Below are 15,515 nucleotides of genomic sequence, written 5' to 3' on the forward strand. Positions count from 1 at the left end.
TCAGGAAGAAGGGATTATATGTACGTTGATCAGGACAGCAGGATCACTCCAGCCAGCGCACTCAGCGGCGCCAGTACCCAGACCGGAACCCGCCAGACAGCGAGACAGACCCAAATGGCGAGCACGAGTGCCAGATCATGCGCACCATGGACGGCGGAGACCCAGACCGGATCGTAGAGAGCCGCCAGCAACAACCCCACCACGCCTGCATTCACGCCGGCCAGCGCTGACCGGGCGCGACGATGCTCCCGAAGCCAGCTCCATAGGGGAAGACCGGCGAATACAAGCAGGGTTCCCGGGAGGAACACAGCCAGTACCGCAATCACACCACCGAGAACACCGGCCTGTGAACCACCCAGAAATCCTGAAAAGGAAAACAGCGGTCCCGGCATAGCCTGGGCAACGCCATACCCCGCCAGGAAAGTGTCCGCCGGCATGGCACCGGAGGCCACGAAGCCCTCCTGCAGCCAGGGCAGCACTACATGTCCGCCGCCAAACACCAGGGCACCGGCCCGGTACATTTCAGCGCCTATCCAGCCAAGACTGCCGGTGGCCTGAGGCAGAAAGGAAACCAACAACAGAATCAAAAAGGCCCCCGCAAAAAGCGCAGGTTTCCGGGATTGCAGTGGCACATGCAGCGGCTCAGATGCCTCTCCGCTCCCCAACCCCAGAAAGGAACCCACAGCCCCGGCAATGACCAACGCCAGTATCTGCATCCAGGTTTCGCCCATCATCAGAAGGCTCACCGCTACCAGCAACGCCATGGCGATTCGGGGACGGTCCGGGCACAGGGTTGTTCCCATCTGCCAGACCGCCTTGGCCACCACCGCCACCACAAACAACTTGAGACCCTGTACCCAGCCGCCACTGCTGGCCTCTGGCCAGGCGTTCAACCCCAACGCAAGACCAATCATGATCACCGCCGATGGCAGGGTGAACCCCAGCCACGCTGCGAGTCCGCCGCGGTAATGGCCGCGCAGGAACCCGATGGTTAGACCGACCTGGCTGGAAGCCGGTCCCGGCAGCAACTGGCAGAGGGCCACAACTTCTGCGTAGGCACTGTCTGAGAGCCACCGCCGACGTTTGACAAATTCATCGTGAAAGAATCCGAGATGCGCTGCCGGACCACCAAACGACGTCAGCCCCAGCCGAAGGAACAGCAGGAAAATCTGGCTGAACGACAGCCTGTCATCACTCGATGGTTCCGTCATAAATCTCCTGAGTCTGTTGCTCCGCCGGTTTCACCGCCAGTGTGTCATCAAACATGAACATTGTGTCGTTTTGGTTGCATACCTTCGAGGGCCATCCATAATGACAGACAGGGTTTGCCACTTAGCACATCGGCCATGCCCGGCTCGGCATATAAGGGAAGAAAAATGACGGCAAGGGCTCGTACACCGGAGAACCAGGATGAACTCCTGGAATACCGCCTGAGCCTGAGGCTCGGCCCTGTTCACGCCCGCCAGAGGCTCGGCATTGAACGGGAAGCTGAAGCGAAGGTATTCGGGCAGGATCACAGCTCATTCCATCTGGAAAACTGGGCCACCGCGCCCGGCTTTATCCGTACCTGTTTGCGCATGGTTGGCCTTTGGGGCCGGGGCCAGAGCAACAGCCGGCGTCTGAACACCGTGCACAATCATTTCCAGCTTCCCGGCCTGCCGGAAGCCTTCGAGGGCTTTCGCATTCTGCATCTGACCGACCTGCACGTAGACATGGACGAAGCCAACCTGCAGGCAGTCCTGCGCCAGATCGAACCGTTAGACTACGATCTGTGCGTGTTGACCGGCGACTACCGGAAACTCACGTGGGGCCCGATTGAGGGCGCCCTGGACGGCATGGCGCGGCTGAGGGACGGTATAAAAAGCAAGCCCTATGCGGTTCTGGGTAACCACGACAGCGTTCGCATGGTACCGGCATTGGAAGACATGGGTTACCAACTGCTGATGAACGAAATGGCGCCCATTGAACGGGGAGGCCAGACCCTGTACCTCGCGGGTGTGGACGACGCCCACTTCTTCAAGGTCCACAACCTGCACCAGGCGGGGGACAATATCCCTGCGGGAGGCACCAGCATCCTCCTCAGCCATACGCCGGAGATCTGGCGCGAGGCTGCCCACGCCGGCTACGACGTCTTTCTCTGCGGACACACACACGGCGGCCAGATCTGCCTGCCCGGAGGTATACCGGTGACTCTCGACTCTGACTGCCCGCGCACACTCGGTCGAGGTTACTGGCGGATGAATGGCATGCAGGGCTACACCTCACCGGGTTCCGGAACGTCCGTGGTAAACGTTCGCCTGAACTGCCCGCCGGAAGTAACCCTTCACACCCTGACTCGCGGCCCGGTTTAGTGGGGCTGCCGGCGTATACCGAGACGGTAGAGCAGCGGTGAGCCATAGATGTTGGACAGGGTAAAAACCACCACGACAACCAACACTACCCACAGGCTCACCGGCAGCCACCACATCGCCAGCAGCATGGGCAGGAGGGCTTCCGGGATCTGATCCAGCCCGACAGCCCGGGCACTTGATGCCAAACCCATTCGACGCTTCATGAAGCTGCTCAGAAGATCTCCTCCCAGCCCCAGCAGGCCGAACAGAAGCCCGAACACGAATCCCAGCCCGGTAAACAGCGCAAAAAGCCCGCAAGCCAGTGCACCGGATACAACACCCCGCCAGGTTTTGCTTTCACCAAATACGGGGCGACCATCGGACAGCAGTCGACCGCCGTCCACCGGGGCCGACCAGCGGTTTTTCAGCAGCCCGGCCGCAACCACCGGCGTGCCGTTGGCCAGCACCAGCATCACAAACAGCTCCAGGATGATCAGCAAGCGTTTGCGCCCCTCTGAAACGACCGATCAGGCGATACCGCCCCGGGTCAGCTTGAGCGGATCCATCAACTCCTCGAGCCGCTCCCGGCTCAGGCCGCTGCGTTCCTCCGCCACATCGATGACTGGCCGGCCCGTTTTATACGCTTCCTTGGCGATGTCTGCCGCCAGGCTGTAGCCGATCTCGGGATTAAGCGCTGTCACCAGTACGGGATTCTTGCCCACACCTGCGTTCAGGTTGTCGGCATTGACCGTGAAATCCTTGATCGCCTTGTCCGCCAGCATGATGGCCGCATTGGCGAGCAAATCGGTCATGTCCAGCAGGTTGCCGCCCACCAGAGGGAGCATGACGTTGAGCTGGAAATTACCGGACTGACCGGCAATGGCCACGGCGCTGTCCAGCCCCATCACCTGGGCGCCAACCATGGCCACGGACTCCGGGATGACCGGATTGACCTTGCCCGGCATGATACTGCTGCCCGGTTGCAATGCCGGAAGACTGATTTCAGCCAGGCCGTGAATAGGGCCGCTGTTCATCCAGCGTAGATCGTTGGCGATCTTGGTCAGCACGATGGCTGCACCGCGCAATTGTGCGGAGAGGGCCACCGGGGCATCCACCGCGCTCTGGCCGGTGAATTTGTGATCGAGCGACGTAAAGGGATAGCCGGTGTTGGCCCGCAGGAACTTGACGAACTGGCCCGGAAATTCCGGGAGCGCATTGATTCCGGTACCCACCGCGGTGCCGCCCTGGGGAACGGCCAACAGCTCATCAGCTGCGGCTTCTACCCGCTTTTCCACGGCCAGAAGCTGTTCGCGCCAGGTTTTCAACTCCTGGCCGAGGGTCACCGGCATGGCATCCATCAGGTGGGTGCGGCCGGTTTTTACCTGGCTGGAAAATGCCGCTTCCTGCTCGTAGATCACACCGCAAAGATGCGACAGCGCCGGCAGTAGCTTCTCCTTGGCTGCAATCACGGCACTCACGTGGATCGCCGTTGGAATCACGTCGTTGGAGCTCTGGCTCATGTTCACGTGATCGTTCGGGTGCACCTCGAAGCCTGCGTTGCGGGCGATACTGGCGATCACCTCGTTGACATTCATATTGGTGCTGGTGCCGGAGCCGGTCTGGTAGCGGTCTACCGGAAACTGATCTGCGTATTCGCCCTTGACCAGATCTTCGCAAGCCTGGGAGATCGCATCCCGCAGATCGTTGTCGAGCAGGCCCAGGCTGGTATTGGCCTCGGCGGCTGCGCGCTTGATCTGGGCAACGGCGGCAATAAACGGCTGAGGCATTGGCTGGCCACTGACCGGGAAGTTTTCCACCGCCCGCTGGGTTTGAGCGCCCCAGAGCGCATCAGCAGGTACCTGGACGTCCCCGAGGCTGTCGGTTTCCGTTCTGAATTCGCTCATATTCCCTCCTGTCCGTGCATTTGCACTGTGGGCTTCTTGGCGTGTACGCCAGGGGCCCGGCCATGGCTCAGCCGCCGCCCTGGGATCTGAGCCGGACATGGTCGCAGATGCCCGTAACCTGTTCAAAATTGAGGATCAGGGTATGAACGGTGTTGGTGTAGGTGTCGTGCAGGTGAAACTTGTAACGGTGCTGCTTTTCACCCTGCAGAAACGCATCGTACTCGCGGACCAGCTCACGCACATCCCCACCGGAATCCTTGCTCCAGGTCGCATTGAACGGACCCAGCACGGCACCGCCAGCCAGGCAGATGGTGACTTCGTGATTCGTCAGACCATTCTCAGGAACTGTCATGGTTATCTCCCTTTCGATGAGCCTCTGGTAAGTGTAGTCGCTCCTGACGCCAGGACAGTCCATAGTGCCAAGGCTGTCACAGAACCAGGTTTTCATTGCCGGCAAAGGCACTGCTGTAGGAAGTTCCTACACCGCTAAGCCACTGTTGTTGCTAATCTCTTCCCTACCCCATTAACAGGATACAGAGTAATCATGGCGACCAGCGGAGCGGCGGAGATCCTTCTCCGGTATGACGACGACCAGGACCGACAGCACTTCGAAACCTTGTTTGCCAGCGATTTCGTTATTCACGCGTTCGCCACTGACCAGGGGGCACTCGACTACCTGCCCTCGGCCGCCACCATACCCACCGCCATCGTTCTGCTTCCGAACCGCGCTGATGACTATCTTGAGTCGTCGCTACTGGCACGGGCCAGGGACCACCACCCCCGGATTCTGAAGATCCTCATAGGAGATGCCATTGCGCTGAACCTCCTCGTGAAACTGCTCGACCATCAGCTGGTCGATCGCTGCTTCGAACAGCCGGTCAATCCCGATGTTATCCGGTCGCACGTGCTCACAGCCGCGCTTACCCGCGAAGGACAAACCTTCTCTCCGGATACCAGCGAGGCCCACGAGGGCCCCAAACCGGCGATTCTGATCGTGGATGACGAACCGACTGCCACCCGTTATCTGTCGAGGCAGTTGGAGCGCATGCAGGACGAATTCCGCGTGCTGAGCGCCATCAGTGCAGAAGAGGCTCAGCTCGTGTTGCAGAAAGACAGCGATGTCGCGGTGGTGATGACAGACCAGAGAATGCCCGGGATGCATGGCAAAGAGCTGCTGGACGAACTACGCCAGTCGCACCCGACAATTGTCCGAATTCTCACGTCAGCCTGGGGCGAGGTTGATGTGGCCATGGATGCAGTTAACGAGGGCCGGATCTTCCGCTATCAGAAGAAGCCATGGAACGCAGCCGAATTGCTGTCGCTCTTCCGCAAGGCTCTTGTCCAACATCGCACCCTGGTCTCTGCAAGAGACCGTTCACGCTCAATTGCAGAACAACAGTTCGCGGAGCTTCGCCAGCAACGACGAGCCAGACTGCTTGAACATCTAAACGAGCGAGTGGACGGTTTTACCGGCGAACCGATCACCGCCGACTTTCTGGATGCCCTGGCAACCGTTCGCACACTTCCTGCCCAGCCACCCCATCTGCGCGCAAGCCGGGAAACCGCGCTTGAGCATGATCTTGTAAGAGACTTTGCCGGAATGGCGGGCAGGCAGCTCAGCACCCTTCAGCCAGGCCACGTGCACGGCATCCAGAACCGGCAAGCCTTTGACCAGGCTCTCGCGAACGCCTTGGAGAACCCGGCAGGCACGAGCGAAACACAAACACCGTTGATGGCCCTTTGCCAGGCACTGGCAACCCTGATGAAGGCCTCCGGGCTGGAGCGCTCTGCTCTGGAATTGACCCGGACCGAAAGCGGCCTCATGGTCGCCAGCGCCAGCCCACTTCACATGTACAGCCATCTGCTGGCGCCAATCACCCGCCTCTCCCGCCCCCTGCTGGAGCAGCAGAGCGCTCTTCTGATGCTCTTCGTAAGCACCCGACTGCTTGCTGGCGATATCGACGTGACCGGAGGCGACCAGTGTCTTCGATTGAGTCTCCATCTGCCGGCCAGGGCAGACTGATGGCGTCAGGTCAGCGCAGGCTCAGGTTGTACGTCACCATGGGGCAGCGACTGCTCCGTGACAGCCTGCTATTCCAGATCCTCTTGCACGATGAGGTCGAGCTGGTTGGCGAATCGGAGACCGGAGTGGCAACGCTCAATCGGCTAAAGAGGGCCACCCCTTCGGTACTGCTGATTGAGGAAAACCTGCAGGACAACGACGGGCTCACCATCGCCGAGCATGCATTGGCGGTGAATCCGTCATTGTCCGTGCTGCTGATATCGGACACGCCGGTCAGCAGCGGGCGGATGGCGATCTATCTGGAAGCAGGCATCAAGGCCGTGGTGTCCAAGGACCAGCCAGTACAGGAGTTGATCAAGACGCTGTTCTACATTCGAAACGGGCAGGTTTATGTCGGTAACTGGCAGCAGGAACCAGCACCGGCCGCCATGCTCGCCTATCAGGCCTTGTCCGGACGGGAGCGGGAAGTGGCACAGCTGATGGCCAGCCGGCTGCCGGTACGCGATATTGCAGGCAGGCTTGGCGTTTCCTGCAAGACGGTGCATTCCTACAAGGACCGGATTTTCGTGAAATTGGGCTTCGAGCGCCTGCCCGAGCTCATTCTCTTTATGCAACGACACCAACACGGAGCCGCCGAGTGAAACTGCTTTCCGGGATGGATCAGATCCGCCAGCTGCCCGCCTACCGACAGCGACGCTTCGAACGCTTCTACCACACCCAGTATCGGTACCGGGTGCTGCCCCTGTTCGCCGACGTTTACCTGGTGATTGCCTTTATCGGTACCCTGCTGTTTCTCGGGGGCCTGGCCCTGAACCCGGATGCACCGGACGTATTCGGTATCTACCTCATCTACACCGCGATTCTGACCGGTCTGATCGCCGCTCACCGGTTCACGCGCCTGCGCCGGTCAGCGCCGATGATTGTCTACCTGGTGTTTTTCAACATGGCGGCGTTCAGCTACCTGGGATACATGACAACGGGCGCGTCGCTCGCTCCCATCGTGGGCTTGTTCTTTTTCATCAGCTCCGTGGGCATCATTACCCTGTCCCTGTTCCACACCAGCGTGATTATCCTGATCAACCTGACACTGCTGGTACTCGCCACGTTCGTGGCGGTCGACAGCACTCAGGTAAGCGACACCCTGATCGGCATTCTGACCAACTGGCTGATTCTGATGTGCCTGGTGGTCGCACCGCTATCGGCCTGGTTCCTGTCGCAGTTCCTGCGCAACCTGCTGGCGCTCCAATTCCTGCTCCGAGACCGGAATCGACAACTTTCCCGCACTTTGGAAACCCTGAAATCAACGGAAGAAAGACTGGCCCAGGAACAGAAACATCAGGCCCTGAGCCATATGGCCAAGGGGCTGCTGCACGAGATCATGAACCCGTTGAACTGCGCCAGCCAGGCCGTGGATTTTGCCAACTCGGTAAACCGGGATGTCGAGGTCGCAGACGCCCTGACCGACGCCAGCACCCACCAGAAACGCATTGCCGATATTGTGTCTGACCTGATCGAGTTTTCCCGCCCCGTCCCTGAACACAGCCTGGAAACGGCAGACCTCGGCAAACTGGTGACCACCGCCACCCGCTTCTGCCAGCATCAGCTACGAGGTGTCGAGCTTCAGACTGACATTCCGGAGGGAACGACCGTTCCCTGCTATCCATCTGCCCTGACCCAGGTGTTCGTTAACCTGCTGCTCAATGGCGTCTCTGCCGTGAGCAAAAACCGGCAGCCCGGAAAAATCGAGATAACCGCCGAAAGCTCTGACAGTGCCCATCGAATCGTAATTCGGGACAACGGCCAGGGTATCGCGCCAGACGATATCAAGCGGCTCACTGATCCGTTCTATTCCACCAGTGATACACCGGACAACCTGGGGTTGGGCCTCAGTATCTGTCAGACCATCATGCGCCATCACAAAGGCAACATGTCGATTACCAGCGAACCCGGCCAGTGGACGCAGGTGACCCTCACGCTGCCTAGAACCGCAGCACAGCACGCAGGGTAACAGCGTCTCCGTCCGGCACGGCCATCAGGGTATTGCCGCGAATATCCGGCATCAGGTAATTCAGGCGCAGCTGGAACAACTCGCCCAGATACCAGGCAAGACCCAGCAGCGTCACGCTCGCCTCGGCGCCCAAGTTCCGCTCTCTCAGGTCCACAGCACTGTGCCGTGCGACCAGCTCGAGGGCGCCCGCCCGGTGCCGGGGCTCTATCCGGTCAAACTCACCCCGTCTGTAATAGCGCCGATCATCGGTCAGGAACACACCGGCCTGAAGGTAAGCGCCACCGAACTGCCAGCGTGACCCGTCGGTTCGACGCACGCTCTGAGCCATGGCCTCCGCCACGAGGGTCAGACGATGATAAAGCCAGGCGGCCTCTAGACCTGCCAGCCAGGCATCACCGGCCTCGAATCGTGGGCTGCGGATGACATTGTCGGCACTGAACACCTCCCCCTCATCCTTGATCTGAAAGCGGCTGTCGCCGAGATCACGATAAGAGGCCGCGGCGCCCAGATGCAGGGTCTGGCTTTCTGAACGAATGGGGGCACGGGTCAGTCTCGCGGTTATGGCGTGAGTCGAGCCACCATCGGGCTCATCGGTGAACAGGCCCAGGGACCAGGTGCCGCGTTTGCGGTACTGCCCCGCCATAACACCGATGGAACGCCCCGGTGCGAACGCCGAGGTCACCAGAGAACGCTCGCTGGTGTTCAGGCTGGTGTAGCTGGCGAGGCGTTCCAGGCCGAAAGGCTCCTTGAAGCGCCCAATTTGAGCCTCGAAACGGCTTTCCCCGTCATACAGGAGATAGGCATCGCCCAGATCCAGCTCTTTCTTGTCACCTTCAATCTTATAACTGCCATCCAGCTCTGCTTCCCAGCGCTTGCCCAAGGCCAGCTCCAGTTCAAGTTTCGCGTTTCTCAGGACGCCCCGGGTTGTGCTGTGCCCACCGTCTTCATCATAAAATGACCCGTAATGGTCAACACCGGCGGCGACGTAACCACCCAATTCTGCCTCGACAGGGGAAGCCACAGCGAGCAGAGGCTGTAACATGAACGCCAGTGTCAGACCGATCACCAGCCACGCCCATTTCAGCTCAGCGAGCATGATCGGCCTCCTGACGAAAGTGCATACGTAGCATGGCGGTGTCCCTCAGATAGCTGACAGACACCACATCCACCCGGAACACATCCAGACCGGTGCGCTCTCGCAGGTCCGCAATGAGCAACTCCCGGCGGTCCCGGTGAACGTTCTCTATCTTTTCGTACTCCACCTCTCTCTCACTGTGTCGCGGCAAAAGCACACGGGTTTCGAGCACCAGCGCCAGAACAATGACCAGCAGGTTCAGAAACACCAGCTCCAGGTGGTGCATGTTGCCAACTGCTGCCAGCAGGGCCATGGCGATCACCAGAAACAGGTAGGTCATTTCCTTTATGCCCAGGGCTTCGGTTCGGTACCGGAGCATCGAGAAAACGGCGAACAGACCGAAGGCAAAGCCCATGGTGACGGTGACCGAATGCAGCAATGCGGTCACCAGGAAAACGCCGACACCAAAAAGAATGAACGAGGCGGCATTCTCCCGGTGACGGGAAAACGCGTAGTAGCAGCGAATCAGCACAAACACGGAGGCGGTATTGATCAAAAGCCGGATCGCAAAATGGACATCAACAGCAGATTCCATGAAGTCTCCTTAACAGCGGTTTGAAGCGATTGGTTTTGCATTCGTGGCCGAACAACAGGCTTGTGCCGATGCAGTATTTGCTGAACTGCACGGGGCGGCAGCCGAGCTGACCAAGACGTTCCAGGAAAGGGGAATATGGGACCTTGCGATCGTACTTGACCTCGAAAACGGCAACATCAGGCAGGCACAGACCGCTGCGACGGTCGGCCGAGTGAAAACCCAGCCCTGTATCCACCGTAATACGCTCGGTCCCCCGTGCGCTCATGAAGGTCATCCGGCGGTAGCCGACAAAAAGAGCCGGCAGCATCCCTGCCACCGGTCGGCCCAATTGCTCTTCAAGGAAAGGGACCACCCGGCTGCTCGCAACGGTTTGCGATGTCAGCGGCAAACGGTTCTTGATGGTTCTCTCCCTGTTGTTCTTTTTCTTGACCTCCAGGAAGCTGTCCCCGGTTTCACGGTAGTGCCGGATACGGAGCTTGAACCGGTTCAACTTGCCGTTGTGGTGATCCAGGTAAAGCTGGCGTTCCGGTGTATCGAAATACAGGGTGTCGTAGGTGAACCGCCGGCGCCCGTCGATCTCCAGGATGGAGTAATGGTGCTCCAATCCACGCAGACAGGCATCCAGCAGGTATGCAGGCACCAGAAACTTGGTGTCGACCCGATTCATCAAACGGGCCTGCATCTGTTCGGCCAGACAATGCCCGCGGAATCCTTCCAGCGGGCTGGCGACAGCCATGTTCATCGAATCGCCGAATCGTATTCCAGGGTGGCGTTCAGGCTCAGTTCCACGTCGCCCTCACTGGCCCCGGATCCCACCCCGATGACAGTAATACTGCCCTCTGCGCCAAGGGCCAGGGTGCGCACATCCCCGGGCTGGCTTTCATCCACCTCAAACAACAGAGCGTTGGTGGCAAAGCCATGGAACTCGTGTGTGCCCGGCACGTAATCGGATGCCTCGATAAACAGTTGCAGCACATAGGGCGTGAAGTTGTCGTTGATATCCGCGCCAATCAGCAGGAGGCTGATCACCGCCGGCTTTGATTCGCGATCAACCGAGTAAACCAGGCTGTCCACCTCGAAGGCGGCAAAAGTCAGGCTCGCGTTCACCGCCCGACCTCCGGGCAGCGTGAAGCGGAAGGCACCTGTGTCGGCACCGTCCTCGGACTTGATGGTGCCGGTCAGGCTGGTTGTCGCCGGCACGCTGCAATCCGGTTGCGTGTCCGCAAGCCGGTACACTTCCCCGGAGGGCGTCTCCTCGGCGATGGCCTGTTCAATAACAGCTCGACGCGCAGGCCGGAAATCGTCATCACCGGCCACGCCGCGGCCACCAATGAAGGCATTCAGGCTGGCCGTCGCCTCCGCGCTGGTGCCGGTGAGTTCACGTATCCGCTCCACTTCCGACAGCAAATCGGCCTCATCCCACTGGGTGGCCAGCAGGTCTTCAAGCTCGGCCTCATAGCGCGCCCGGTACTCGGGAATGCTGAAAAGCCGGTCCGCCAGCGAGAAGTTGCGGTATAGCACCCCCGTGAGCGGCTTCAGGGGATGCGCCCCACGAAAGGCCGTATCAGCGCCCCAGGGAATAAAATGGAACAGGCCGTCTCCGGGGTCCCGATAGATGTGGAAATTGTTGGCGTTGCCAGTGGCGGAATCCCAGGCGCCCAACAGGGTTTCCACCGCCCAGAACCGGATGAATTCATCCACATCCACCAGCTGCGGCAATACATTCACCATCTGCTCATCGGGCAAGGCCAGAGCATCGGTAACGGCCTGCAGGTCAGTTCGGTCGTTTTCTTTTTCGTTGGTCTTTTTCTCAAAACGTTCGCTCAGCCAGGTACCGAAGTCCGCCGTTTGGGCTTCGTACTGGTTACCGTCGTCGTCCCCGAATACCCGTGCCAGAAAGGGCTTCTTGATAGGCTCGACATTGGTAAACACACCCAGATCCTCGCCATTGACAGACACTCTGGCGTAATTGCATTTCGGCGCCGCGAGCCCGGCCTGCCGAAACTGGTCATAGGCCATGCACTGGCGGGCATTGGAGGGGTCCTGGCGGTTATTGTTCAGGGTCATCCGGGTCATGTTCTGATAGGTGCGGCCAGGCCAGAGATCGTTAAAGTCCAGCTTGAGAGAGGGGATACTGGGGCTCAGGGAGCCCATGTAGCCCTTCTTGCGCACGATCACCCGGTCCATACGGTCACCGTCGATGGTGACGCTGGCCGTGAATTCCGTGTATTCGAACTCGGGCACACATTCCCGGTCGGTGCTGGCCAGGGTTCGGGCTTCCGATTTCAGTTTGCTGAAATCGGCGGAGCTCATGGTGACCGACACATCAATCAGCCGCTCGGGATCATAAAGCTCGGCATCGCCCCCTATGTTCACGGGCTCCGCCGGGGGTTCGAAATCCGAGGGGCTGGACACCTCCGTCTCGCCGCCCCCACCGCCGCAACCGGCCAACAGCACAGCGCCGATCATTGCCAGCCACCAATGCCCAAATCCACTGCCGGCTTTCCGGCCAATCGTTGTTGTTTTCATCTGTTACTCCCTCAGATGTTTGAAACCTGCCGGTATCGGAGACCGGTTGAGGGAGTATTTCGCGAAGCGCTTCAGAGTGTATGTAAGAAGGTCTTACAGGACTGGCGAGAAGGGGTCAGGCCGAGGCAGAGGTCAGCAGGCTGGTCATCAGGGCCCTGAGCCGGTTCGGTTTCACCGGCTTGTTCAGTATTGGCAGGTACTGGGCGCGCAGTATCTTGCGGGTGTCATCGCTGCGATCTGCGGTAATGATGGCGGCGGGAATATCACGACCAAGGTGGCGGCGAACCCCGTGAACTGCATCGTAACCGGTTCGCTCATTGTTCAGGTGATAGTCCGCAAGGATAAGGGCCGGTATCTGGCCGGTTTGCTCGAGAGCCTCCACGGCCTCTGCCTTGCTGGCGGCTGTGAGCACATCACAGCCCCAACGCTCCAGCAGCAACTGCATGCTCTCCAGAACCGCCGGCTCGTTGTCGATCACCAGCACCGGCACACCGTCAAAGCCATCGGCGAAATTCTGGAGCGAATCTGTACGGGCCATATCCGGTCTGGCCTGAGCGGGTTCAAGCGGCAGGGTCAGCACGAAGCGGGAGCCACGACCGGGCCGTGATGACACATCAATGTCGTACCCCAGCACCCGAACCATCCGTTCCACGATGGCCAGCCCCAGGCCCACACCCTGCCGGCCGCCGGTGCCCTGGGGCAACAGCTGGTGAAACTCGGTGAAAATGTCCCGCAGCTTGTCTTCCTCGATGCCAACACCGGTATCCCAGACTTCAATCCGCAGACGGTCGCCGCGGGATCTCAACGCCATGACAACACCGCCCTTGCGGGTGTACCGGAAGGCATTGCTGAGAAGATTTCGGAGGATACGGGTCAGCATGCGCTGATCTGTTCGCACCATCGCCGGAATGGTGCGTACCCGGAACCCGAGGCCGGCATTGCTGGCAACGGCCTCGAACTCCTCCCCGAGGGATCTGGCCAGGGCGGCCACATCGGTATAAACCAGATCAGGCTTCATTGCCTGCTGGTCGAGCTTGGAGATATCCAGCAGGTCCGCCAGCAGGTCTTCGGCGCCCTCCAGAGCCCGATGTACCTGGTGCACCATGCGGGTTTCCTGTTCCGGCAGCGTGCTGTCCTGGAGCGCGGATATCATCAGCCGGGCTGCATTCAGGGGCTGGAGCAGGTCATGGCTGGCCGCCGCGAGATATTTATCCTTGCTGCGGTTGGCCTCTTTGGCGGCTTCCATGGCAACAAAGAGCTCGCGCTCAACCTTCTCGCGCTCCTCAATCTGGTAGCGCAGGCCCACATTGGCATTCTGCAGTGCTTCGGTCCGCTCTTCCACGCGCCGCTCGAGGGTGGCGTTCAACTGCTCCAGTTTCTGCCGGGCCAACACTCGCTCGGTAATGTCGGCAACGAAGGCTTCCACCACTTCCGGTCCGAGGTCCGGGCGTCGCAGCAGGGTGACAGCAACGTGGACCGGCGTGCGATCAGCACGCTGGAAACGGGTTTCCCGGGCACTCAGGCTGCCCTCGTTGAGAAGCTCCTGCCGTATGGCATCGAATTCACTGGAACTGCAGAACAACTGTTCACGGAGCCGGATGACCTTTTCCGTGAGCGCCTCGGGGCTGTCATAACCGCAGATTCTCGCCATCGCCGGGTTGCAGGCCAGAAAGCCGCCCCGCAGGTTGGCCTGGAAGATACCGTGCAGGGCGTTCTCGAACAGCCATTTGTAGCGGTTGCGTTCCTGCTCCAGCTCGTCAATGCGTTCCTGCAGAGCCGGGTAATAGTTCTTGCGGACGGACTGGCTGCCCAGCCCGAGAAGATCGCCAATTCCGTAGCTACTGTCCTGTTCGCCATCCTTGATGTCAGAGGGCTTCTTCATAGACAACCTGGACATCCCGCAGCGACGACTTCCGGGGGTTGGTGAGAATGCACGGGTCCTGCAACGCAAAGCCGGACAGGTGGGGAATGTCGGACACCGAAACACCCAGCTGGGCAAGACGGGCCTCCAGACCGACCCGCCGCTTGAGCTCCACAATACGGTTCATCAGCCGCTTCTTGATTTCCGCTTTGTTCATACCCCGGGTATCGATATCCATGGCTTCGGCAACGCGGCGGAAACGATCTTCGGCAGACTGGAAGTTGTAAGCCACCACGTGCTCCAGCAGCAGCGCATTACACAGACCATGGGGCAAATCCAGGAAACCACCCAGGCTATGGGACATGGCGTGTACTGCCCCGAGAATGGCATTGGAGAAGGCCAGCCCCGCCTGCATGGAGGCCAGCATGATCTGCTCCCGGAGATAGGGATCTGCCGTGTTGTCCACCAGCGGCTCGAGATTCCGGTTGATTAACCGGATTGCCTCCAGGGCATGGGTATCGGTCAGCGGGCCGCTGCCAGTCGACACGTAAGCCTCAATGGCATGCACCAGGGCATCCACCCCGGTGCAGGCGGTGAGGTAGGCATCCATGGTCTCGGTCACTTCCGGATCGATCAGGGAAACATCCGGCACTACGGCCTTGCTGATGATCGAGAATTTGAACCGGCGGTTGGGGTCGGAAATGATCGCAAACTGGGACACATCCGCCGAGGTACCTGCCGTGGTGGGAATCAGTATCAGAGGCGGTGACGGGTTGGTGATGGTATCGACGCCCTCGAACTCCAGGATGCTGCGACCGTGAGTGGCCACGATACCGATGCCCTTGGCGCAGTCCATGGGGCTGCCGCCACCGATGGCGACAATGACATCACATTCACTGGATTTGTAAAGCTCGGCCCCGGTCATCACCTCATCCACCTTGGGGTTTGGTGAAACACCGGTATAAACGGTGGAGCGGATACCTGCATCGGTCAGCAGCGTCACGATCTCATCGACCCAACCGGCGGCAGCCACACCCGGATCGGACACCAGAAAGACATGCCGGGCACCGAAATTACTGGCGAAGTTGGCCACGGACTTCCGGGAGCCGGCACCAAACACGATTTCCGGTGAGACAAACTTTCGCAAGCTGGATATATCGTGACTCATCAGACTGCACTCGACCGCTTGT

14 protein-coding genes are annotated in these 15,515 nt (G+C 59.8%); 4 read left to right on the forward strand and 10 right to left on the reverse strand.

Translation table 11 applies throughout. The features are described from left to right. Positions 1–29 precede the first annotated feature (29 nt). On the reverse strand, positions 30–1,211 hold the full coding sequence (chrA, locus tag AC5JQH_RS06895) for a chromate efflux transporter (RefSeq protein WP_053113086.1): 1,182 nt from the start codon (positions 1,209–1,211) through the stop codon (positions 30–32). A gap of 165 nt (positions 1,212–1,376) precedes the next feature. Between chrA and AC5JQH_RS06900 the strand changes: the two genes are divergently transcribed. After that, positions 1,377–2,351 (forward strand): metallophosphoesterase, encoded by a 975-nt coding sequence (locus AC5JQH_RS06900; RefSeq protein ID WP_008171065.1) that lies wholly within the window; start codon positions 1,377–1,379, stop codon positions 2,349–2,351. On the opposite strand, the gene AC5JQH_RS06905 is transcribed toward AC5JQH_RS06900, so the two are convergent. The 3 genes from AC5JQH_RS06905 to AC5JQH_RS06915 form a co-directional block, all read right to left on the reverse strand. Next, a complete protein-coding gene (locus AC5JQH_RS06905) occupies positions 2,348–2,830 on the reverse strand; it encodes a CDP-archaeol synthase (RefSeq protein ID WP_008171063.1) in 483 nt (160 codons plus the stop codon). The genes AC5JQH_RS06900 and AC5JQH_RS06905 overlap by 4 nt on opposite strands. A 27-nt stretch (positions 2,831–2,857) precedes the next feature. After that, positions 2,858–4,234 (reverse strand): class II fumarate hydratase, encoded by a 1,377-nt coding sequence (locus tag AC5JQH_RS06910; protein WP_014578343.1) that lies wholly within the window; start codon positions 4,232–4,234, stop codon positions 2,858–2,860. Between the two features lie 67 nt (positions 4,235–4,301). Further along, complete coding sequence (locus AC5JQH_RS06915; protein WP_008171059.1) at positions 4,302–4,586, reverse strand: hypothetical protein; 285 nt, start codon at positions 4,584–4,586, stop codon at positions 4,302–4,304. A gap of 192 nt (positions 4,587–4,778) precedes the next feature. On the opposite strand from AC5JQH_RS06915, the gene AC5JQH_RS06920 reads away from it, so the two are divergent. The 3 genes from AC5JQH_RS06920 to AC5JQH_RS06930 are packed head-to-tail and all read left to right on the forward strand — an operon-like array spanning position 4,779 to position 8,265. Next, positions 4,779–6,257, forward strand: a complete 1,479-nt coding sequence (locus tag AC5JQH_RS06920; protein ID WP_008171058.1) for a response regulator — start codon at positions 4,779–4,781, stop codon at positions 6,255–6,257. Further along, positions 6,215–6,898: a response regulator transcription factor gene (locus AC5JQH_RS06925; RefSeq protein ID WP_339622482.1), complete on the forward strand. Its 684-nt coding sequence runs from the start codon at positions 6,215–6,217 to the stop codon at positions 6,896–6,898. The genes AC5JQH_RS06920 and AC5JQH_RS06925 overlap by 43 nt, the downstream gene beginning before the upstream one ends. Then, complete coding sequence (locus tag AC5JQH_RS06930) at positions 6,895–8,265, forward strand: sensor histidine kinase (RefSeq protein ID WP_273018569.1); 1,371 nt, start codon at positions 6,895–6,897, stop codon at positions 8,263–8,265. The genes AC5JQH_RS06925 and AC5JQH_RS06930 overlap by 4 nt, the downstream gene beginning before the upstream one ends. Here the strand turns inward: AC5JQH_RS06930 and AC5JQH_RS06935 are convergent. The 6 genes from AC5JQH_RS06935 to ercA all read right to left on the reverse strand — a co-directional run bounded on the left by AC5JQH_RS06935 (position 8,237) and on the right by ercA (position 15,493). After that, a complete protein-coding gene (locus tag AC5JQH_RS06935) occupies positions 8,237–9,361 on the reverse strand; it encodes an OprO/OprP family phosphate-selective porin (protein WP_092030395.1) in 1,125 nt (374 codons plus the stop codon). The two genes, AC5JQH_RS06930 and AC5JQH_RS06935, sit on opposite strands and share 29 nt — an antisense overlap. Beyond that, on the reverse strand, positions 9,351–9,935 hold the full coding sequence (locus tag AC5JQH_RS06940) for a DUF4956 domain-containing protein (RefSeq protein ID WP_008171050.1): 585 nt from the start codon (positions 9,933–9,935) through the stop codon (positions 9,351–9,353). The genes AC5JQH_RS06935 and AC5JQH_RS06940 overlap by 11 nt, the downstream gene beginning before the upstream one ends. Next, a complete protein-coding gene (locus AC5JQH_RS06945) occupies positions 9,919–10,677 on the reverse strand; it encodes a polyphosphate polymerase domain-containing protein (protein WP_092030397.1) in 759 nt (252 codons plus the stop codon). The genes AC5JQH_RS06940 and AC5JQH_RS06945 overlap by 17 nt, the downstream gene beginning before the upstream one ends. Further along, complete coding sequence (locus tag AC5JQH_RS06950; RefSeq protein WP_493805425.1) at positions 10,674–12,464, reverse strand: CotH kinase family protein; 1,791 nt, start codon at positions 12,462–12,464, stop codon at positions 10,674–10,676. The genes AC5JQH_RS06945 and AC5JQH_RS06950 overlap by 4 nt, the downstream gene beginning before the upstream one ends. A 115-nt stretch (positions 12,465–12,579) precedes the next feature. After that, positions 12,580–14,346, reverse strand: a complete 1,767-nt coding sequence (locus AC5JQH_RS06955; RefSeq protein WP_273157214.1) for a PAS domain-containing hybrid sensor histidine kinase/response regulator — start codon at positions 14,344–14,346, stop codon at positions 12,580–12,582. Next, positions 14,330–15,493, reverse strand: coding sequence for an alcohol dehydrogenase-like regulatory protein ErcA (gene ercA / locus AC5JQH_RS06960; protein ID WP_053113095.1), 1,164 nt, complete (start codon positions 15,491–15,493; stop codon positions 14,330–14,332). The genes AC5JQH_RS06955 and ercA overlap by 17 nt, the downstream gene beginning before the upstream one ends. Positions 15,494–15,515 lie beyond the last annotated feature (22 nt).

The organism is Marinobacter sp. H13 (assembly GCF_059072335.1).